At 62.5% G+C, this 20,488-nt stretch carries 19 protein-coding genes; 9 read left to right on the forward strand and 10 right to left on the reverse strand.

What is annotated here, in order from left to right:
• Positions 1–48 precede the first annotated feature (48 nt).
• Positions 49–2,778: a TonB-dependent receptor gene (locus GYH35_RS24850; RefSeq protein ID WP_161829774.1), complete on the forward strand. Its 2,730-nt coding sequence runs from the start codon at positions 49–51 to the stop codon at positions 2,776–2,778.
• A 23-nt stretch (positions 2,779–2,801) separates the two neighbouring features.
• Positions 2,802–4,217, forward strand: coding sequence for a sulfatase family protein (locus GYH35_RS24855; protein WP_161829775.1), 1,416 nt, complete (start codon positions 2,802–2,804; stop codon positions 4,215–4,217).
• 43 nt (positions 4,218–4,260) lie between these two features.
• Here GYH35_RS24855 and GYH35_RS24860 read toward each other — a convergent pair whose 3' ends face one another.
• The gene (locus tag GYH35_RS24860) at positions 4,261–5,697 is read right to left on the reverse strand and encodes a sulfatase family protein (RefSeq protein WP_161829776.1); all 1,437 of its coding nucleotides are present in this window, start codon (positions 5,695–5,697) and stop codon (positions 4,261–4,263) included.
• Between the two features lie 95 nt (positions 5,698–5,792).
• On the opposite strand from GYH35_RS24860, the gene GYH35_RS24865 reads away from it, so the two are divergent.
• A complete protein-coding gene (locus GYH35_RS24865; RefSeq protein ID WP_161829777.1) occupies positions 5,793–6,827 on the forward strand; it encodes a glycoside hydrolase family 43 protein in 1,035 nt (344 codons plus the stop codon).
• On the opposite strand, the gene GYH35_RS24870 is transcribed toward GYH35_RS24865, so the two are convergent.
• Positions 6,828–7,613 carry a LytR/AlgR family response regulator transcription factor gene (locus GYH35_RS24870; RefSeq protein WP_161829778.1) on the reverse strand — a complete coding sequence of 262 codons (786 nt, stop codon included), beginning with the start codon at positions 7,611–7,613 and terminating at the stop codon, positions 6,828–6,830.
• Complete coding sequence (locus GYH35_RS24875) at positions 7,610–8,695, reverse strand: sensor histidine kinase (RefSeq protein WP_235936855.1); 1,086 nt, start codon at positions 8,693–8,695, stop codon at positions 7,610–7,612. The genes GYH35_RS24870 and GYH35_RS24875 overlap by 4 nt, the downstream gene beginning before the upstream one ends.
• Positions 8,696–9,015: 320 nt before the next feature.
• Between GYH35_RS24875 and GYH35_RS24880 the strand changes: the two genes are divergently transcribed.
• Positions 9,016–10,086, forward strand: a complete 1,071-nt coding sequence (locus tag GYH35_RS24880) for an NAD(P)-dependent alcohol dehydrogenase (protein ID WP_161812511.1) — start codon at positions 9,016–9,018, stop codon at positions 10,084–10,086.
• On the opposite strand, the gene GYH35_RS24885 is transcribed toward GYH35_RS24880, so the two are convergent.
• The 6 genes from GYH35_RS24885 to GYH35_RS24910 all read right to left on the reverse strand — a co-directional run bounded on the left by GYH35_RS24885 (position 10,005) and on the right by GYH35_RS24910 (position 15,553).
• Complete coding sequence (locus tag GYH35_RS24885; protein WP_161829779.1) at positions 10,005–10,631, reverse strand: OmpW/AlkL family protein; 627 nt, start codon at positions 10,629–10,631, stop codon at positions 10,005–10,007. The genes GYH35_RS24880 and GYH35_RS24885 overlap by 82 nt on opposite strands.
• 189 nt (positions 10,632–10,820) lie before the next feature.
• Positions 10,821–11,396, reverse strand: a complete 576-nt coding sequence (gene kdpC, locus GYH35_RS24890) for a potassium-transporting ATPase subunit KdpC (protein ID WP_161811746.1) — start codon at positions 11,394–11,396, stop codon at positions 10,821–10,823.
• An 11-nt stretch (positions 11,397–11,407) separates the two neighbouring features.
• Complete coding sequence (gene kdpB / locus GYH35_RS24895) at positions 11,408–13,552, reverse strand: potassium-transporting ATPase subunit KdpB (protein ID WP_161829780.1); 2,145 nt, start codon at positions 13,550–13,552, stop codon at positions 11,408–11,410.
• 5 nt (positions 13,553–13,557) lie between these two features.
• Positions 13,558–15,303 carry a potassium-transporting ATPase subunit KdpA gene (gene kdpA / locus GYH35_RS24900; protein ID WP_161829781.1) on the reverse strand — a complete coding sequence of 582 codons (1,746 nt, stop codon included), beginning with the start codon at positions 15,301–15,303 and terminating at the stop codon, positions 13,558–13,560.
• Positions 15,300–15,383 carry a K(+)-transporting ATPase subunit F gene (gene kdpF, locus GYH35_RS24905; RefSeq protein WP_235936859.1) on the reverse strand — a complete coding sequence of 28 codons (84 nt, stop codon included), beginning with the start codon at positions 15,381–15,383 and terminating at the stop codon, positions 15,300–15,302. The genes kdpA and kdpF overlap by 4 nt, the downstream gene beginning before the upstream one ends.
• A gap of 5 nt (positions 15,384–15,388) precedes the next feature.
• Positions 15,389–15,553 carry a hypothetical protein gene (locus GYH35_RS24910; RefSeq protein ID WP_161811742.1) on the reverse strand — a complete coding sequence of 55 codons (165 nt, stop codon included), beginning with the start codon at positions 15,551–15,553 and terminating at the stop codon, positions 15,389–15,391.
• Between the two features lie 146 nt (positions 15,554–15,699).
• On the opposite strand from GYH35_RS24910, the gene GYH35_RS24915 reads away from it, so the two are divergent.
• From GYH35_RS24915 to GYH35_RS24925, 3 genes are all read left to right on the forward strand, one after another.
• Positions 15,700–16,020 carry an EthD family reductase gene (locus GYH35_RS24915; protein WP_161829783.1) on the forward strand — a complete coding sequence of 107 codons (321 nt, stop codon included), beginning with the start codon at positions 15,700–15,702 and terminating at the stop codon, positions 16,018–16,020.
• Positions 16,021–16,134: 114 nt separating this feature from the next.
• The gene (locus GYH35_RS24920; protein ID WP_161829784.1) at positions 16,135–16,611 is read left to right on the forward strand and encodes a carboxymuconolactone decarboxylase family protein; all 477 of its coding nucleotides are present in this window, start codon (positions 16,135–16,137) and stop codon (positions 16,609–16,611) included.
• A gap of 23 nt (positions 16,612–16,634) precedes the next feature.
• Positions 16,635–17,450 (forward strand): alpha/beta fold hydrolase, encoded by an 816-nt coding sequence (locus GYH35_RS24925; protein ID WP_161829785.1) that lies wholly within the window; start codon positions 16,635–16,637, stop codon positions 17,448–17,450.
• Here GYH35_RS24925 and GYH35_RS24930 read toward each other — a convergent pair.
• On the reverse strand, positions 17,398–18,411 hold the full coding sequence (locus GYH35_RS24930; protein ID WP_161829902.1) for an SMP-30/gluconolactonase/LRE family protein: 1,014 nt from the start codon (positions 18,409–18,411) through the stop codon (positions 17,398–17,400). The two genes, GYH35_RS24925 and GYH35_RS24930, sit on opposite strands and share 53 nt — an antisense overlap.
• 125 nt (positions 18,412–18,536) lie before the next feature.
• Here GYH35_RS24930 and GYH35_RS24935 point away from each other — a divergent pair, with 125 nt between their 5' ends.
• Together GYH35_RS24935 and GYH35_RS24940 are read left to right on the forward strand one after the other, a co-directional pair.
• Positions 18,537–19,067 (forward strand): DUF488 domain-containing protein, encoded by a 531-nt coding sequence (locus GYH35_RS24935; protein ID WP_202624656.1) that lies wholly within the window; start codon positions 18,537–18,539, stop codon positions 19,065–19,067.
• 128 nt (positions 19,068–19,195) lie between these two features.
• Positions 19,196–20,473: a GDSL-type esterase/lipase family protein gene (locus GYH35_RS24940; RefSeq protein ID WP_161829787.1), complete on the forward strand. Its 1,278-nt coding sequence runs from the start codon at positions 19,196–19,198 to the stop codon at positions 20,471–20,473.
• Positions 20,474–20,488 lie beyond the last annotated feature (15 nt).

A 20,488-nucleotide genomic window follows, 5' to 3' on the forward strand; every position in this document is an offset into this window, starting at 1 on the left:
CGAGCCAGCGGCCTCGACGCTGCAACAGACCGATCTCAGGGGGTTACGATGAAGCGGCATATCGTTTTTTACACGGCTTCGGCCGTCGGCTTGCTGGGAGCGCACTTTGCGCAGGCGCAGTCGACTCAGCCCGCGCAAAGCGGCGAACTGGAAGAAGTCGTCGTGACCGGCATCCGCGGCAGTCTCGAAGCCGCCGCCGAAATCAAGCGCGAATCCGTGCAGGTGGTCGATTCGATCGTGGCCGAGGACATCGGTAAATTTCCCGATCCGACCACCGCCGCCGCGCTTCAGCGCGTGCCCGGCGTACAAGTGTCGATCGGCAACAACAACGAAATCGTGGGCGTGCTGATTCGCGGCCTGAGCGACATTCAGACGACGCTCGACGGGCGCGAGCTGTTCTCGGCGAACAGCCGCAACTTCCAGTTCCAGGATCTGCCCGCAGACGCGCTCGCGCGGGTCGACGTGATCAAGTCCACCACGGCGGACCTGATCGAGGGCGGCATCGCCGGCGTCACCGATCTGCGCCTGCACAAGCCGTTCAATTTCGATGAGCCGACTGCCGTGATCGGCGCCCGCGCGAACTACTCGACCAACGTGGAAGAAGTGAATCCGCAGCTCAGCGTGCTGCTGACGGATCGCTGGAACACGGGCATCGGCGAGCTCGGCGCGTTGCTCAACGTGTCGTGGAGCGAAACCGACTACAGCCGCCCGGTCACCTACGCGCCGATTCGCCGTTCCACCGGCTTCCGCTTCAACCAGCCGGGCTTCATGGTTCAGAACGTCGCCGGCGGCGTGAACCATTACGGCACCTACGAGCGTCCGCAGGCCAACGCCGCATTCCAGCTGCAAGCAACCGATGAGCTGCAGTTCTACGCGGACGCGGTCTTCACCGGCTACCGCTCGGAGAATCAGTCGGCTTTCGTGGAAACGCAGTTCTTCAACAGCCCCGCGACGGGCCTGCAGGACCTGGGCGATCCGAGTGGCGACTGCTTCCTCGCGCGCGTCGGGCCGGACGGCCTCAACCCCAATGCGGTCCAGCTGCGGGCCGGCAACTTCACCGTGCAGACCCTGTGCAACGTCAACAACGCGACGTTCACCAACGCCACCGCGTTCTCCAGCGCGCAGTCGCGCGATCAGGAGACCAACAACTATCTCGGCGCATTCGGCACTCGTTGGGAAGGCGACCGCCTCGACCTGAAAGGCGAGGTGTCGTTCCAGGATGCGACGTTCGAGGAAGAAGTCTTCATCGTCGACATCGGCAAACGAATTCCCGTGACCAACGTGAATTCCAGCTTCAACGAAGGCGGCCTGTACGAGGCGCCCGGCAACCCACTGGGCTCGGCTGACGGCATGTACTTCCGCAATGGCCTGAACCAGAACTTCAACAAGTCCAACGGCGACCTGCTCGCGATCCAGCTCGACGGCGGCTATCGTCTCGATTCTTTCATCACCAAGCTGCAAGCCGGCGTGCGCTACGCGGATCGCGGCGCCGAGTACGATCAAGCTCGGGTCAACCGTGGCGCTCCCGGCGGCGATCTGGGCACGCTGGTCAGCTCGACCGGACTGGGCGAGGAGTTCTATGCCTCCATGCCCGGCATTCCCCGCATCAACGGCGGCCAATCGATGTTGCTGCCGAATCCGGACTATCTGCGCAGCGACGCGGGACGCGACCGGCTCCGGCAGATCTTCGGCTTCGGCCCTGGCGACCCGGCCTACCAGCCCGAGCGTCACTTCGAGGCGACCGAGAAAACCTCCGCGGCGTATCTGCAGGCGAGCTATGAGTTCAACGTCGGCGACTCGATCATCGACGGCGTGTTCGGCGTGCGTCCGACGCGCACCGAACGCACGATCGCCGGTGCTCGCCCCTCGACGACCGGGGTAACGCCGCTGTCGGCGGACACCACCGATACGGAAGTGTTGCCGAACTTCAACGCCCGCTGGGTGATCAGCGAGGACTGGCAGGCCCGCTTCAACTATGCGAAGACCATGCGGCGTCCGAACTTCGATAGTCTCAATCCCGGCATCGACTACATCGTCGCGACCAACCCGAACGTCATCAATTCGGGCAACGCGGGCAATCCGGAGCTGAAGCCGCAGATCTCCGACAGCTTCGACGCCACGCTCGAGTACTACTTCAAGTCGGGCTTCGTGGCGGGCGGCGTGTACTACCGCGATATCAAGGACCGCGTCATCAACGCCGTAACTGCGGAAGAGATCGACGGCATCACCTACAACATCTCCCGCCCGCGCAACGTGTCGGCGGCGGAACTGCAGGGTGTCGAGCTCAGCGGCCAGATGTTCTTCGACTTCCTGCCGGGCGCCTGGGCTGGCTTCGGCGTGTTCGGCAATTACACGTGGGCCGACACGGAAGTGACCGGCGACGATCCGCTCAAGGGTTTCCCGCTGCAGGGGGTCTCGGAACACAACTTCAACGCGGGCCTGTTGTACGAGCGTTCCGGATTGTCGGCGCGCATGGTGTACACGTACCGCTCGAAGTACTACGACGAGGACATCACGGGCGGCAATGGGCTTCGTCCCATCGACGCGGATCGCGTCAACGATCCCTCGTATAACCCGATATGGCTCGGCTATGTCCGCGCTGCGGGCCGTCTCGATATGAGCATCGGCTACGACATCAGCGAGAGTGTCCGGGTCGATCTGGGCGGCACCAACATCCTGGGCTCGAAGTATCGCAGCTACATGGGCGAGTCGTTCTTCAACCGCGACTACCGCTATGACGATTCGATCTACACGCTCGGCATGAGGGTGCGCTTCTGACGCAGAAGCGCGAGACAACATCCATGACTAAAAATGTTTCTTCGCTCGCGCGGCGGGCATTCGCCATCGCCGCGCTCTTTGTCTGCAGCTTCGCCGGAGCTGCGGAGCGCCCGAACGTGGTGCTGTTCATCGCGGACGATCTCGGCTGGAGCGATATGGGCACGTACGGGAACCGCGACGTTCGCACGCCCAACATCGACAAGCTCGCCACCGAGGGCACCAGGTTCAATCGGGCATTCGCAGCGTCGCCAACCTGCGCGCCCTCGCGCTCGGCGCTATTCACTGGCCTGTATCCGATGCGCAACGGCGCACATGCCAATCACAGCATCATCGAGCCGAACGTCCGCACCTGGCCGCAGTATCTGTCCGAGCTTGGCTACCGGACGGTGATCGCCGGCAAAACTCACATCGGACCGCGCGAGCAGTACCCGTTCGAGTATCTAGCGAACTCCAACGTCAGCCCGCCGGGCAAGCCGGAAGTGCTGTACACCGATCTCGGCGTGCCGGCGATCGAAAACCTGCTGAAGACGCACGATAAGAAGAAGCCACTCGCGCTGATCGTCGCGGCCCACTCGCCGCACGTGTATTGGCTCGAAAACCAGGGCTACGACCCTGCGAGCTTCACGCTGCCGCCGTATCTCGTCGACACGCCAAAGACGCGTGAGGCGATGGCTCGCTATTACACCGATGTCTCGCAAGCCGACAAAGAAGTCGGTCAGGTACGCGCCGCGCTCGAGCGCTATGGATATGCGAAGGACACGCTGTTCATGTTCACTTCCGACCAGGGTCCGCAGTTCCCGTTCGGCAAGTGGTCGCTGTATGAAGCCGGCATGCGCGTGCCGCTGATCGCTGTGTGGCCCGGCAAGACGGCGCGGAACGCGACGAACGACGCCATCGTGTCGCTCGTCGACGTGCTGCCAACGGTGATCGAAGTGGCCGGCGGCTCAGCGCCGAACAACATCGATGGCCGCAGCTTCGTGGATGTGCTCCAAGGCCGCGCCACACGTCATCTCGACGCGGCATTCGCGGCTCACACGGGCGATGGCAAGATGAATCGTGCGCCGATGCGGGCGATCCGCACCGATCGTTACAAGTACATCGTCAACCTGCGTCCGGATATCCCCTATACCAGTCACATCAGCAATGCGAACGGCAGAGACGGCCGTGAGTATTGGGACAGCTGGGTCGAGCTCGCGAAGACCGATCCGGCGGCCGCACGCATGGTTCAGCGCTTCAGCCAGCATCCGCCCGAAGAGTTATACGACCTCGATCACGATCCGTTCGAACTCACCAATCTTGCCCAGGATGCAAACTATGCCCGGACGTTGATGGAGCTGCGGGGCAAGCTCGATACGTGGCGCGTACAGCAGGGAGAACGTCTGGATTTCGCACCGATGCCGGAAGACGCGCGGCACGGTGAGTTGAAGTATCGGGAATAGATCAAAGTCGGCGCGGAGTGGAATTCCACTCCGCGCCGCTCGTTCATTGCGGCAACGTCTTGCGCCAGCGCACGACCTTCTCGGTCAGCGACTTGGCGATCTCTGGATTATCCTTCGCGACGTTGCTCGACTCCGACGGATCGGTCGCGAGGTTGTACAGCTCGGCATCCGTTCCATCGCCGCGCGCCAGCAACTTCCAGTCACCCGAACGAATCGCAAACGGCGGACTCACGTCGCGATCCAGATGCGGGCGCGGCGACTTGCCAGGGACGCCGAAGCCGCCATAGGCGTAGTAGATATCCGGTCGCGACTCGATCGACGAGCCGGTCCACGAAGCAACGAGACTGGCGCCATCGAGCCCAGCAGGCAGTTTCGCGCCGCCGAGTTGCGCGAGCGTCGGGAACAGATCGACGCCGTTGGCGATGGTCGTCGAATCCTGCTTGCCGGGGGCGATGCCCTTCGGCCAATGAACGATCAACGGCTCCCGCACGCCGCCTTCGTACAGACTGCCTTTGCGGCCGCGGAAATGGATCGCATCGCCCGGCGGCGTTGCGCCGTTCTTGTAGTACTGCCCGGCCCCGCTCGGACCGTTGTCGCCCGTCAGCACGATGAGGGTGTCATCCAGCTTGCCGCTCGCACGCAGCTTGTCGATGAGCCGACCGATCTGCGCATCCATCGCTACGAGCACCGCGAAGAAACGTTCCTCGTCCGCGTCGTCGCCCTTGCCCGGCACCGATTGCAACTGCGCGTCGTCGGGATGCCACGGGTCGTGCACGTCATCGAGCCAGAGCTGCACGAACCAGGGACGATCGGCGCTGCGCTCGATGAAATCGAGCGTCTTGGAGACATAGCGCTCGGTCAGCGTGGACTTCGGCGCCCATTCGATGGGGCCGTGTCCGAGCGCGGCGCTCTGCGACGCGAGCTTGGCGGTATCTTCTTTCATCAACACGCGCGGGCCGAGGCCCTCGAACTGAGTGTAGCTTTCATCGAAGCCGTACTCGGTGATCGGCGGCGCTTCGCCGATGTCGCGTCCGCCGCCCAGATGCCACTTGCCGATGTGGGCTGTCGCATAACCCGCATCGTGGAGCGCGCGAGGCAGTGTGGGCAGCGTCGGATCGAGCCAGTTCGCCTGCCCCATTTGCTCGTTGTGCTTGCGGTTGCTGATGAAGCTGACGATGCGCGTCTCGGCGGAGAACCTGCCGGTCATCAGGCCGGCGCGCGACGCCGAACAGATGGGCGACGCGACCGTGAACTGCTTCATGAGCAACCCTTGCTGCGCGAGGCTGTCGATGTTCGGGGTCTGTACCTTGCGGTTGCCGGTGACGGAAAAATCCGCATAGCCCAGGTCGTCGACCAGGATGAACAGGATGTTCTTGGGCCGCTTCACTTCGGCCTGCCGCTCCGGGGGCGCGGCGCAACTCGCGAGCACCAGGCAGCAGCACGCCAGCAGCGTGCGAATCGACGCATTCCGTCCCATCATCTCGTCCCCCGGTCGAAACTTCGGAAATCCAATCCTTGCACATTCCGGCCGTAATTATAAGATAAATACGTCTTAATCAACGATAGGGGTCGGCGATGCCAGAGTTGGGTTGGTACAAAGCAGCGGGCGTCGTCGCGTTAGCGGTGCTGGCGGGTTGCGCAACTCCCGCTATTGCGGCCCCGTCGAGCGCCGCCACCTACACGAATCCGCTGTTGCAGTCCGGCCCCGATCCCTGGATCACGCAGGTCGACGGGGTCTACTACTACACGCACACGCTGGGCAATCGCATCGCTCTGTGGCGCACGGACAATATCGCCCGACTGGCTGAGGCGAAGCAGGTCGTCGTGTGGACCGCGCCGAAGACGGGCCCGAATGCGCATTCCATCTGGGCGCCGGAGCTTCATCGCATCGACGGCAAATGGTTCCTCTACTACTCCGCGACCGCAAGCGGGTTTACCGATGACTCCCATCGCGGCGTGTTCGTGTTGGAGAACGACAGCGCCGATCCGATGAACACCGAGTGGACGGATCGTGGCCGCATCAACACGGCTCGTCCCGGAATCGACGGCACCGTTTTCAGTCACGGCGGCAAGCGTTATTTCGTCTATTCGCCGTACACCGAAACGGATACGTCGCTCGCGATCGCGGAGATGAAAAATCCGTGGACGCTGGCAGGCAGCGAGACCATCATCGCGCGCCCCGATCAACCCTGGGAACAACAGGGCGGCCGCAAGATCGTGGAAGGTCCGGAGTTTCTGCCCGGCCCCAAAGGCGATTTGTTCCTGACCTATTCGGCGAGCGCCTGCTGGTCGGACGGTTATTCGCTCGGCCTGCTGCACGCGGCGCCGGGCTCCAATCCTCTGGACGCGTCGGTGTGGAAGAAATCTCCTCAGCCCGCGCTCAAGGCCGCCAACGGCGTCTATGCGACCGGACACAACGGCTTCTTCGTCTCGCCCGACGGCAAAGAGAACTGGATCATCTATCACGCCAATCCGGGCCCGGACATGAAATGCACGCCGAAGCGCGCGCCCCGCATCCAGCGCTTCGATTGGAGCAAGGACGGCTGGCCGCAGTTTGGCGAGCCGGTGGCTACTGGAGTCGCACTGCCAGTGCCCTCGGGATCGCGCTGATCACATCTGACGAAACAGGTGCAGGTAGCTGCGGCTGACGGGCAGCACCTCATCCCGCCCCTTCAAATGAATATCCGCGGTCTCGTTCGGACCGCGGGTGACATGACTGATGGCGCGCAGGTTGACGACGACAGAGCGATGCACCTGCGCGAACTGTGCTGAATCGAGCTGAGGGATCAGCTCCTTGAGCGGCATGCGGATCACCGCTTCGCGCGGCTGACCCGCATCGTCGCGCCACGCGACTTGCGTGTACTTCTCTTCCGAACGCAGATAGTCGATATCGTCCACCGCGATCAATCGAACGGTCTGACCTACGGACGCCCGCACCCAGCGCAGCGTCGCCGGTTGTTTGGTTCGATCGAGGCTGGCGGCGAGCTGTTGTAGCAACGCTTCGGTGTTCATTGCAGGTTGCGCGGCCTGCAACCGCTCCTTCAAGCGCGCGACGGTTCCGGACAGACGCGCTGGCTCAACGGGCTTGACCAGGTAATCGAGCACGCCTTGTGCAAACGCCTGCACTGCGTATTGATCGAACGCTGTGACAAACACCAGGTGCGCGCGCCGGCCAATGTGCTGTGCCGCTTCCACACCGGTCTTGCCGGGCATCTGCACGTCCAGGAAACAAATATCCGGTCGATGCGCTTCGAATTGATCGATCGCCTCGCGACCGTTGCGCGCCTGAGCCACGATCTTCAGTTCAGGCCAGAGCTGCAGAAGCATGCGCTCGAGCGCTTCCCGCAGCAGCGGCTCGTCATCGGCGATGAGTGCGGTCGGATGTTGAGGGCTCATGCAGGTCGGGCCGGAAAGTTCAATTCGGCACTGACGCCACGCGGCTGGATCTCCGTGAGATTCAATTGCGCATCGCCGCCGAACGCAAGCTGCATTCGTTCACGCAACGTGGAGAGTCCTGTGCCGAGTCCGGTGCCCGGCGTTTTCAGCCCTACCCCCGTGTCGATGACCCGCACAAGGCAGCGATCGTCACGCAGCCACACGTCGACGTCGATGCGCCCGCCCTCCTCGCTCGGATCGATGCCATGCTGTACGGCATTCTCGACGAGCGTGAGCAGCGTCATCGGCGGACACTGCAGCTTCGATGCGGCCGGTTCGATGCGCAAAGAAAATTGCAGTCGATCCGGCATGCGCATCTGCATGAGTTCCAGATACGCGCGCACCAGTTCCAACTCCTCTGCCAGCATCGTCATTGCCGCATGCATACGCGGCACAGCGGCGCGAAGGTAAGTAATGAGATTCGCCAGGACCTGCGATGCCTGAGGCGAACCCGCATCTACCAACGCCTGCACATTGGCCAGCGTGTTGAACAGAAAGTGAGGTTTTACTTGTGCCTGCAACAGGCGCATGCGTGTGTCGAGCGCCTTGCGCTCGAACTCGCTGCGCTCCAGCTCGAACGCGAGCGCCTGATCGCGAGCAAAGATGTCGCGCTGTTGAAGCATGGCCGCGACCGCGACCCACGGCGCTATCAGCAGGCCTTCCACCATCAGCACCATGAGCCCCCTCATTTGGGGATCTGCGTGCGCCGAATGAATATCGATTGCCATCGAGACCGAGTGCGCCAGCAACGCGCCGATGGGTACCGCGATCATGACCCCCACGACTTGAAGCACCCAACGAGGCAGCCGCGGCTTTGCCGGCCACTGTTCGAAGAGCCCGAAAGCAAGCATGGTGGCCAACCCAACGGCCACCGCATGGGCAATCGTGACTTGAACCGGCGGCGCCGAGGACGCCAGGCTGTTCGCCGCGCCAAACAGAATCGACACGCCCAGCGCCAGCGACAGCCGCCGCCAGCCGAACGCGAGCGCCACGCCTCGCGGCCGATCGTGCATGACTTGTGGGTGGCCCAACGCGGAAGACATGGGGCAACTATAAATCCTGCCCGATGCGCTCGCCCGCAATTTTCCCTGTCGGAGCGCCCCTCCCGCCGCCATTCGTCCTTGCCGATCGTCACTCGCCTGCGCCCGGCCGTCACCCGTCGCATGGCGCTCGTTTTATCGGCAGCGCGCTTTCATAGTCGGGCCGAAACCGACAGGGAGAACACCCCATGACTATGAAAAAGCGGATCTTCATCAGCCTGGCCGGCGTGCTCGCACTGGCCATCACGTCGCTCGCAATCATGCTGAGCTACAACGCCGAGTGCCCGACACCCGCAAGCTCGACCCAAGGCCCGCAACCCCTGATGAAGGCGGTCATGCAGCGTTGCTATGGCTCGCCCGAAATGCTGACGCTCGAGGAAATTCCCAAACCGACGCCGGCCGATAATGAAGTGCTCGTTCGTGTGCAAGCAGCCGCGGTGAACCCGCTCGACTGGCATGGCGCCGCGGGGGTGCCGTACGTCATGCGTCTCGGCAGCGGCTTGGGAACGCCCAAAGACCCGCGCACCGGCGTCGACTTCGCGGGTACCGTCGAATCGGTAGGCAAGCAGGTGACGCGGTTCAAACCGGGCGACGAAGTTTTTGGTGGACGCGGCGGCGCTTTCGCCGAGTACGTCGTCGTTCCCGAAGACCGCGCCATTGCCGCCAAGCCGTCCAATGTCACATTCGAGCAGGCCGCCGCAATTCCCATCGCCGCTGTCACCGCTCTGCAGGCACTGCGCGATCAAGCACACGTTCAAGCCGGCCAAAGAGTCCTGATCAACGGCGCCTCGGGCGGCGTCGGCACATTCGCGGTGCAAATCGCGAAATCGTTCGGCGCAGAAGTCACCGGTGTTTGCAGCACGCGCAACGTCGAGCTCGTGCGCACACTCGGCGCGGACCATGTCATCGACTATAAGAAGGAGGGTTTCACGACGGCGAACCAGCGCTACGACGTCATCATCGACAACGTCGGCAATCACTCGCCGCTGAAGCTGCGTCAGGCCCTCACGCCGAATGGCGCCGTCGTCATTGTCGGCGCCCCCAAGGACGGCCCGTGGATCGGCACGTTCATGGGAATCATCAAGGGAACCGTATTGTCATGGTTCGTGCCGGAGAAATTCGTGTTCTTCGTCGCGCGCCTGACTCAGGACGACCTCACTTTCCTCGCCAGACTCGCTGGCGAGGGAAAAATGACAGCAGTGATCGACCGGAACTTTACGCTCGGCGAAGTGCCGGCGGCGATCGAGTATCTGGCGGGATGGCACGCTCGAGGCAAAGTCGTCGTGCGCGTCCCACCAGACACCGCTCAGTCTCAGAAGTGGAAGCCGACGCCAAACGTGGTCTCGAATGTGTTCAACGAATCGTCGAAGCGATCGATGACCTTGTCGAGATAGCGATAGCGCGCATCCAGCCGCAGCGAGACATTGTCGGTGATGAAATATTTCGCTCCGACACCGGCGTTCAGTGTGAAGCCGTTGTCGTCGTCGACGCGCACCGGGCCGACACCGCTGACCGTTCCGATCAGAGGTCGGTCCAGATCCGCGCTGGCGTAGCCGATGCCCGCGAGCACATACGGCACGAAGCGGCTGCCCGGGTTGAAGTGATAGACCGCATCGACATCGAACGTGGTCAGATCGAGATCGGTATCGCGGCCGGGCAGACCGGTCACCGAGCTATTGGTCTGGCCGAGCGACAATTCAAGGCCCCAGGCATCGGTGAAGTTGTAGCCATAGCGCAAGCCATAGGTCACATCGTCATCGAGCTCGGGCGTGCGCCCATTGATGCGCCGATCGCTCAAATCGTCGCCGAACGTCTCACCGACATACGCATGAACTTCCTGGCTGCCCGCAGTCACCTGCGCCATCGCCGGCACGGCGGCAAAGGCAAGTGAACCCACGGTTGCTAAGCCAAGCAGACTCTTCTTGGTCAACATCATCATCTCCTAAACTTTTATTCACCATCGCATCGCTGCGACGTGGACCAAGAGTGCGCCCGCAAGCCGGCGCGATAAACGGCTCGACGCTGCACAGCGTGTTGCTTCGGATTCAGCAATGCGTGGGGAACTTGCGCCAAGCGTCGCACCTCCCATCCAAGACGGGCGCAAGTCGCAACAAGTGTTTTTTGTTATTCAACCCGCTTGCTTACCATCGAGCGCGAGATTCAGCAGCAACACATTCACACGCGGCTCGCCGAGAATTCCGAACGTACGTCCTTCCGTCATCTCCTTCACCAACGTACGTATCTCGCTCTCCGGCCGGTTGCGCATCCGAGCCACGCGCGGCACTTGGTACTCCGCGGCTGCTGGAGAGATGTGCGGATCGAGACCACTGCCCGACGCGGTGACCAGGTCGATTGGCACGGAGGTTTTATTTTCCGGATCGAAGGCACGCAGCGCCGCGACTCGAGCGGAGATCGCCGTCGCCAACGCCGGATTGGTCGGGCCTTGATTGGAGCCGCTGGATGCCGCGCCGTTGTACGGCTGCGGCGCGGTGGCGGACGGACGGCCAAAGAAATATCTTGGATCCAAAAAGGGCTGACCGATGAGTTGCGACCCGATCAACCGATCGCCGTCGCGAATCAAGCTGCCGTTGGCTTTATCGGAGAACAGGGCCTGGCCCAGGCCGGTTACCGCCAGTGGATACACCACGCCGGTAATGACGGTCAGCAACAGAAACGAAATCAATGCGGGACGAAGTTCGCTCATGGATGTACGCCTCAAACCAACCCGAAGGCCACGAGTAACAGGTCGATGATCTTGATGCCGATGAACGGCACGACCAGCCCCCCGACGCCGTAGATCAGCAGATTCCGCCGCAGCAACAGCGCCGCGGATGTTGCCCGAGTCTTCACGCCACGCAGCGCCAACGGCACGAGAAAGACGATGACGATGGCGTTGAAAATCACCGCGGACAGAATCGCGCTTTCCGGACTCTCCAAGCCCATGACGTTGAGCGCATTCAACGCCGGATAGGTCGCCGCGAACGCCGCTGGAATGATCGCGAAGTACTTGGCGACGTCATTGGCGATGGAGAACGTCGTCAACGCACCGCGCGTCACCAGCATTTGCTTGCCGACATCGACGATCTCGATGAGCTTGGTCGGATTCGAGTCGAGGTCGACCATGTTGCCCGCCTCTTTTGCCGCCTGCGTGCCCGTGTTCATCGCCACGGCCACGTCGGCCTGCGCCAGCGCGGGAGCATCGTTGGTGCCGTCGCCGCACATCGCGACGAGCCGGCCTTCGCTCTGATTGCTACGAATCAGCGCGAGCTTTTTCTCCGGCGTCGCCTCCGCAAGGAAATCGTCGACGCCCGCTTCCGCCGCGATCGCAGCGGCTGTGAGCCGATTGTCGCCGGTCACCATGATGGTCTTGATGCCCATCTGGCGAAGCTCGGCAAAGCGTTCGCGAATGCCGCCCTTCACCACGTCGCGCAACTCGATGACGCCCAGCACACGCCGACCATCGGCGACAACAATTGGAGTGGCGCCGCGACGTGCGATTGTGTCCACCGACTCGCTCAACTTAGCAGGCCACAGGCCACCCTGCTCTTCGACGAACTTGCGAATCGCGTCAGCTGCGCCTTTTCGCAGACTGCGCCCGTCCAGATCCACGCCACTCATACGAGATTGGGCAGAGAACTTGTGAAATGTGTGCGGCACGGTCGCGAGATCGCGCGCACGCAACTGAAACTTCTGCTTGGCCAGCACCACGATCGAACGGCCCTCGGGCGTCTCATCCGCAAGCGAAGCCAGCTGCGCAACATCGGCGAGCTCTTGTTCCGTGACACCCGGCGCCGGCACGAAGGCCGAGGCCTGACGATCGCCCAAGGTGATCGTGCCGGTCTTGTCCAGCAGCAGCACGTCAACGTCACCCGCCGCTTCAACGGCGCGGCCCGACGTGGCAATCACATTCGCCCGCACCATGCGATCCATGCCGGCGATGCCAATCGCGGACAGCAGCGCACCGATGGTCGTCGGGATCAGACACACCAGCAACGCGACCAGCACAGTGAGTGTGACGGCGGAGCCCTGGCCTGCCGCATTCACCGCGAACTGCGAAAACGGCGCGAGCGTGCCGGTGGCAAGCAGGAATACCAGCGTGAGCATCGCGAGCAGGATCGACAACGCGATTTCGTTCGGCGTCTTGCCGCGTTTCGCACCTTCGACCATCGCGATCATTCGATCGAGGAAGCCTTCGCCTTCTCTCGCTGTGACGCGCACGACGATCCAGTCGGACAGCACGCGTGTACCGCCGGTCACGGACGAGAAGTCGCCGCCCGCTTCACGCAGCACCGGCGCGGATTCGCCCGTCACCGCACTCTCGTTCACGGAGGCGACACCTTCGACGATCTCGCCATCGGCGGGAATGGTGTCGCCAACCTCCACCAGCACCAGGTCGCCACGACGCAGCGTGCTTGCCTCGACGGACTTGTAATCGGCGCGATTACTGGCCGCGATTTTCTTGGCGTAGGTGTTCTTGCGCATCGAACGCAAGGTCGCAGCCTGAGCTTTGCCACGCCCCTCGGCCAGCGCCTCGGCAAAGTTGGCAAACACCACGGTCAACCACAACCAGGCCGCGATCGCCAGGATGAAGCCCGGCCGACCGGCGCCTTCGATCAAGCCCGCGACCGCACCCACGCCAATGACGGTCGTGAACACGCTGCCGATGAACACCACGAACATCACCGGATTTCGCACCTGCACCCGTGGATCGAGCTTGCGGAACGAATCGACGACGGCCGAACGCAGGATCGCACCATTGACGTACTTGGCCGCCGGCCGCAACACGCCGCCGCTGACGCCCGAGGCCGCAGCGGGGCCCTGATCGGATTTTTTCTCAACAACGTTTGCTTGGGTAACCATGAGAATCAACCTTTGCCAATCATCTGCAAGTGCTCGACGACGGGGCCGAGCGCCAGCGACGGCAGGAATGTCAGGGCGCCGACCATCAGGACGACGCCAATGAGCATCGCGATGAACAGCGGGGTATGTGTCGGCAACGTGCCGGCAGTAATCGCCACGTTTCGTTTGGCCGCCAGACTGCCGGCGATCGCGAGCACCGGGATCATCAGCCAGAAGCGCGAGATCCACATCGCCACGCCGAGCGCGATGTTGTAGAACGGCGTGTTCGCGGACAGGCCGCCGAACGCGCTGCCGTTGTTATTACCGGCCGAGGAGAACGCATACAGAATTTCCGAGAAGCCATGCGCGCCCGGATTTGCAACGCTGCTGGTGCCGGCAGGAATCGCGCTGGCAATCGCGGTGCCGATCAGCACTACCACACACGGCAGCAACAGCACGAGCGACGCCATCTTCACTTCGTACGCTTCGATCTTCTTTCCCAAATACTCCGGCGTACGGCCCACCATCAAGCCGGCGATGAACACGGCGACGATGGCAAACATCAACATGCCGTACAGACCGCTGCCGGCGCCGCCAAACACGACCTCGCCCAATTGCATGAGCCACATCGGCACCAGACCGCCCAGCGGCGTGTACGAGTCATGCATCGAGTTCACCGACCCGTTGGATGCTGCCGTGGTCACCGCCGCCCACAACGCGGAGTTCGCGATGCCGAAGCGCACTTCCTTGCCCTCCATGTTGCCGCCGGAGTGCGTCGCCGAGCTCGCTTGGTCCACGCCCAATGTATCGAAGCGCGGGTTGCCGGCCTGCTCGGCGCCGAACACGCCGAACGTCAGCGGGAGGAAGATGATCATCATCGCCGCGTACACCGCCCAGCCCTGGCGTGTGTCATTCACCATGCGACCGAACGTGTAGCAGAGCGCGGCCGGAATCAACAGGATCGCGAGCACCTCGAGAAAATTCGATAGCGGCGTCGGATTCTCCAACGGATGCGCGGAGTTCACATTGAAGAAGCCGCCGCCGTTGGTGCCCAGTTGTTTGATCGCGACCTGGCTCGCGGCCGGGCCGAGCGGAATCGTTTGCTGCGTCACCTGCTCCGGTTGCATGACGACCGGCTCGACCAACTCCACCGTCTTGTACTCGGAGAAGTTCTGCACGACGCCTTGCGACACGAGCGCCAGCGCCAACACGAGAGCTAGCGGGACCAGCACGTACAGCGTGCCGCGAGTCATATCGACGTAGAAGTTGCCGATCTGACTCGCCTGACGACGTGAGAAGCCACGAATCAACGCCACCAGCACAGCCATGCCGGACGCGGCAGACAGGAAGTTCTGCACGTTCAACGCCAGCATCTGCGTGAAATAGCTCATCGTCGATTCGCCGCCGTAGCCCTGCCAGTTGGTGTTGCTGGCAAAGCTGACGGCGGTGTTGAAGGCGGACTTGGCTTCCACACCCGCGAAAGCTTGCGGATTCAGCGGTAGCACACCCTGCGCCAGCTGGATCGAATACACCGCCAGAAATCCGATCAGATTGAACAGCAGCACCGCGATGGCGTAGCGCTTCCAGGACGTTTCCGAGCTGGCATCGATGCCGCACAAACGATAGATGCCGCGCTCGACCGGACCGAACACGGGCGACAGCCAGGTGCGCTCGCCCTGAAAAACCTTGGCCATGAAACCGCCGAGCGGTTTGACCAGCGCCGTGAGCACGATCGCGAACAGCGCGATCTGCATGACACCCAGCATATTCATTCGAATCTCTCCGGAAACAACAACGCCACGACCAGATACACGCCCAGCCCGAGGGCCAGGATCAGCCCGATCCAGTTCATGACGCTCACTTGCGCAACCTCTGATGAATGAGTTTCTGGCTGCTGTTGCCGTGAATGTTTTGGGAGGCCGGCGGCGGCTCGGCGCGGGGCTCGAGCAGGATCGTCAGCTTGTAGAGCAGCCAGGTCAGGCCGACCAGCAACAACACGCAAAGCACGATGGCTCTGTCCATGGGAATCTCCGGGGTGTTCGAGCGGCGAACACCGAGGCTCCAAGGCTAGACAGCGCGGTGTGAGCGTGCCGTTAAGATTCCGCTGTATCCGGCATGCGATTGAGCGCAGGATAGGCTCATCCACAGCGCAGTGACGGGAGACAACGATGATCAAAGTAAGCGTGATGTACCCGAACCAGCCAGGCGCTCGCTTCGACCATGCCTATTACAAGGACAAGCACATGCCCCTGGTGCAGGCGCGCATGGGCGCCGCATGCCGGTTTTATACCGTCGACAAAGGCCTGGGCGGCGGCAGTCCCGGCGAACCTGCAACCTACGTAGGCATGTGTCACATCTACTGCGATTCGGTCGAAGCGTTCCAGGCCGGCTTCGGTCCGCATGCCAAGGAAATCATGGCGGACATTCCCAACTACACAGACCTGCAGCCGATCGTGCAGATCAGCGAAGTCGTGGTCGGCCAGCCTTAGTACAAGGGGCACGCGCGTAGCGCGTGCAAACCGCCCCGCTCTTCTCCAAGAACCGGCGCCTCGATTCTCCGAGGATGGTTGTCGCGCAAGCAACCATCCCCGGAGTCATCGACGATGCAACGTATCAACTACGCCCAGCAGTCCCCCGAGCTGCTGAAAAAATTCGCCGCGTTCAATCTCGCTCTCAAGGAAAGCACGATCGAGGAATCGATTCGCGATCTGGTCACGCTGCGCGCTTCGCAACTCAATGGCTGCGGCTTCTGCGTGGACATGCACGTCAAGGAGGCCAAGATTCACGGCGAGCGGGAACTGCGCCTGCATCACGTCGCAGTCTGGCGGGAATCCACTTTGTTTGCGCCCCGCGAGCGTGCCGCCCTGGCGTGGACCGAGATTGTCACCAAGCTGCCGGAGCAAGGCGTACCGGATGACATCTACGAGCGCGTGCGCGGCCAGCTGTCGGAAAAGGAAATCTCCGATCTGACTTTCGCCATCGTGGCGATCAATGGCTGGAACCGCCTGAGCGTCGCCTTCAAAAGCGTCCCCGGCTCCGCGGATGCGCTCTACGGCCTGGACAAGGCTGGATTGAAATAACCCACACCGCGAGGAACATTCCCATGAAGATCCTGACGGCCATCGCCGCCACCGCCGCCGTGCTGACGGGCTCAACCGCCGCGTCGCAGCCCGCCAAGCCGACGATCCTTCTGGTACATGGCGCGTTCGCGGACGCCTCGAGCTGGAACGGCGTCATCTCGATTCTGAAAAAGGATGGCTATGACGTCGTTGCCGTCGCGAACCCGTTGCGCGGAGTCAAGAACGATGCGAAGTACGTCGATGACATCGCCAACGGCATCAAACGACCCATCGTGCTGGTCGGCCACTCGTATGGTGGCTCGGTCATCACCGAAGCCCAGGCGTCTAACGTGAAGGCATTGGTCTATGTCGCCGCCTTCGCGCCCGACGTTGGCGAATCGGCGTCCACGCTGTCAGGCAAGTTCCCGGGCAGCACGCTCGGCGCGGCGCTGGCGCCGCCGGTCACGCTCGCCGATGGCGGCAAGGATCTCTACATTCAACAAAGTCGCTTTCACGAACAGTTCGCCGCGGACGTATCGCCAGCGCAGGCCGCGTCGATGGCGGCGGGCCAGCGTCCCATTACAGAAGCGGCGCTCAATGAAGCGAGCGGCGCCGCTGCCTGGAAAACGACTCCTTCATGGTTCATTTATGGCGATGGGGACAAGAACATTCCCCCGCAAGTCCTGCAATTCATGGCTGAACGCGCCAGATCCAGATATACGGAAGTGGTCCACGGCGGCTCGCACGTAGTCATGACTTCGAATCCAAAGGCGGTCGCGAAAGTGATCGAGCGCGCGGCGACCGCCGTCACCAGCCCTTCACTTTCGTCCGCAGGCGAACCAGGTTCTTATCGGCTGTGATGTACAGCGTGCTGCCGTCGTCGCCGAAGGCCAGGTTGGCCGTCGGCACGCCGGTCGCGAGCGTACCCAGGTGCTTGCCGGCTGGCGAATAAACCAGCACGCCGCCCGGGCCGGTGGCCCACAGCGTGCCATCGCGGCTGACCTTCATGCCGTCGGGCAGCCCTGGTTTCTTTTCCTGCGCGGCCTTGGTCGCGTCGAAGAAGACCTTGCCCACGCCGAGCGTGCCGTCGCTCTTGACCGGATAAGCCATCACGATCGCCTTGTTCGGATCGGAGTTGGCGACGTAGAGCGTCTGCTCGTCCGGTGAGAATGCGAGACCGTTGGGCCGGCTCAGCTCGCGAGTCAGCAAGGTGAGCTCGCCGCGCGCGTTCAATCGATACACGCCCTGGAAATCCAGCTCCTTGCCTGGATCGTCCACCTGTTTCGGCAAGCCATACGGCGGATCGGTGAAATACAGATCGCCGTTCGACTTGAACACCAGATCGTTGGGGCTGTTGAGGCGCTTGCCCTGGTACTTGTCCGCCAGCGTGACGAACTTGCCGCCGCTCAGCTTGGCAATCCGCCGATCGCCGTGCTGGCACATCACCAGCTCGCCGGCCTTGTCGAACGTCAATCCATTCGAGCCGGGCTCGCGGCCGGTGAACGGCTCGGCGCCGGTGTAGCCCGAGGGCTGCAGGAATTTTTTCAGGCCGCCGGACTCGGACCATTCCCAGATCATGTTCCGGGGAATATCGGAGAACAGCACGCGGCGCTTGGCAGCATCCCAGAGCGGGCCTTCCGACCATTCGAACTTCTTCTCGGCCAGCAGCTCGATGCCCGCGCCCGGCTCCACCAGCTTGTCGAACACCGGATCGAGGCGCTCGATCTTGCCGAGCACCGGAACCTCTTTCGCCATCACCGCCTCTCCCGCCACGACCGACAGACCGAGCGCCAAGGGTAACGCAAGCAACATACGACGCATCATCGGATCGCCCCCTCCTGGTTTTGGCAGCGATGATACCGCTACCGGCCGGGATCGACGCAAGGCCGACGCTTGGAACTGCAGCGGCTCTGCACCGTTTGGAATCCGGAGGTAGGGCACAAGAAGTGAAGACCACCGTCTGGACCCTCGGCCATTCCACCCATTCATGGGACGAGTTCGTCAGCCTGCTGCAAGCCTATGAGCTGCAGGCGGTCGCGGACGTGCGCCGCCTGCCCGGCTCGCGACGACTGCCGCAGTTCGATCAGGACACCATGGCGCAAGATCTGGAGCGGCTGGGCATCGCCTATCGATGGTTTCCGAAACTCGGCGGTCGACGGCGCACTCATAAAGACTCTCCCAACACCGGCTGGCGCAATGCTTCTTTCCGAGGCTACGCCGATCACCTCTCATCCGAGGAGTTCGCGGAGGGACTGGCGGAGCTGATCGATCTCGCCAGGCAAGAACGCACCACCCTGATGTGCGCCGAAGCCGTGTGGTGGCGCTGTCACCGCCGCTTGATTGCCGACGTGCTGATCCTGCGGGGAATCGAGGTCATCCACATTCTCGACGCCACACACTCCACACCGCATACACATACGCCGCCGGCTCGCGTCGTGAAAGGCAAGCTGACTTATCCGGGCGACGAAGAAGAATGATCGCGAGCGCGCGAGCAGAGCGCGCCTAACTGGCTTTATCCAACTGCATCGAAGTGGAGCTACCACGCCAGCGGCGTGCGTATGCAGACTTTGCGCGGCGAAGGGAATGGATAAACAGGAGGTTGCTCATGAAGAAATTAGCAGAGTGGTCGCGTCGCCAGGCGATGCGAGCGGCGGCCGGCATGCTCATCGGCATCGCCAGCGTCGCTTCAGTCAGCGCGCAGACGACGGAACCGGCGTCGGCCGATCTCGGCGGGCCGCGGTGGGTGGCGACGTGGAGCGTGCCGCCGATGGCGCATGGCTCGGCGCTTGGTGCAGGATCGAGATCGTTCGATAACCAGACGGTGCGGCAGATCATTCCTATCACCGTCGGCGGCAGTCGCGTTCGGATAAAGCTGTCGAACGAATATGGCGTCGGCGCTTTGATCGTTGGCGCCGCGCACGTTGCAGTTCAATCTGCGGGTGCTTCGATCGCGCCGGGCACGGATCGCGCGCTGACATTCCGTGGACAGGCCTCAGTTGTCATTCCGGAAGGCGCGACGGCATTGAGCGATCCCGTCAACTTCGCTGTGCCGTCGAACACACGCCTCGCGATCAGCTTGTATTTCCCGCAGAACACCGGCTTCGTGACCTATCACGAGAATGCCAATCAAACTGCGTACACCTCCGCGCCGGGCAACTTCAGCGCTGCGGTCGACTTGCCCGTTCAGGACGACACGTCGGTGTCGCGCTATGTCCTGACGTTCGTCGAAGTGCTTTCGCCGAGAAGTGTCGATGGGCTCGCGCTGTTCGGCGATTCCATCAGCGAAGGCTCGACCACGACGCTGAATGCAAATCGCCGGGTCAGCGACGTGTTGTCACGCTGGTTCAATCCGCCGATCGGCCCTGGGCGATTGGCAGTGCTGAATCAATCGAGCGGCTGCGGGCGATTGCTGTTCGACACCTGTGGCCCGAAAGGGTTGTCGCGCTTCGATCGTGAAGTCCTGAATGCCACCGGCGTCGATCAAGTGCTGATCGAGCTGGGCTACGGCGACATCATCTTCCCGACTGCCTTCGGCGTGCCCGAAGAGATCGTCAGCGCGGAGCAGATCATCGCTGGCTTGAAACAATTGGTCCGTCGCGCACGACTCGGCGGGCTGCGTGTCTACGGCGCGACGATCCCACCGAACGCCAGCACGCCATTCCCCAACGTCCACACACCAGAGAACGAAGCCAAGCGCCAGACCGTGAATCAGTGGATCCGCACCAGCCGGCAGTTCGACGCCGTCGTCGAGTTCGACGTGACGCTGCGCGACCCGGGCAATCCGCTGCAACTCCTGCCTGCGTATGACTCGGGCGACGGCATTCACCCGAACGACGCCGGCCACGAAGCCATGGCCCGCGCGATTGCGCTTTCCTTGCGCTGATCTCAAGATGGACCC

Origin of the sequence: Steroidobacter agaridevorans, assembly GCF_009932555.1 — a bacterium.
GTDB classification, from domain to species: Bacteria; Pseudomonadota; Gammaproteobacteria; order Steroidobacterales; family Steroidobacteraceae; genus Steroidobacter; species Steroidobacter agaridevorans.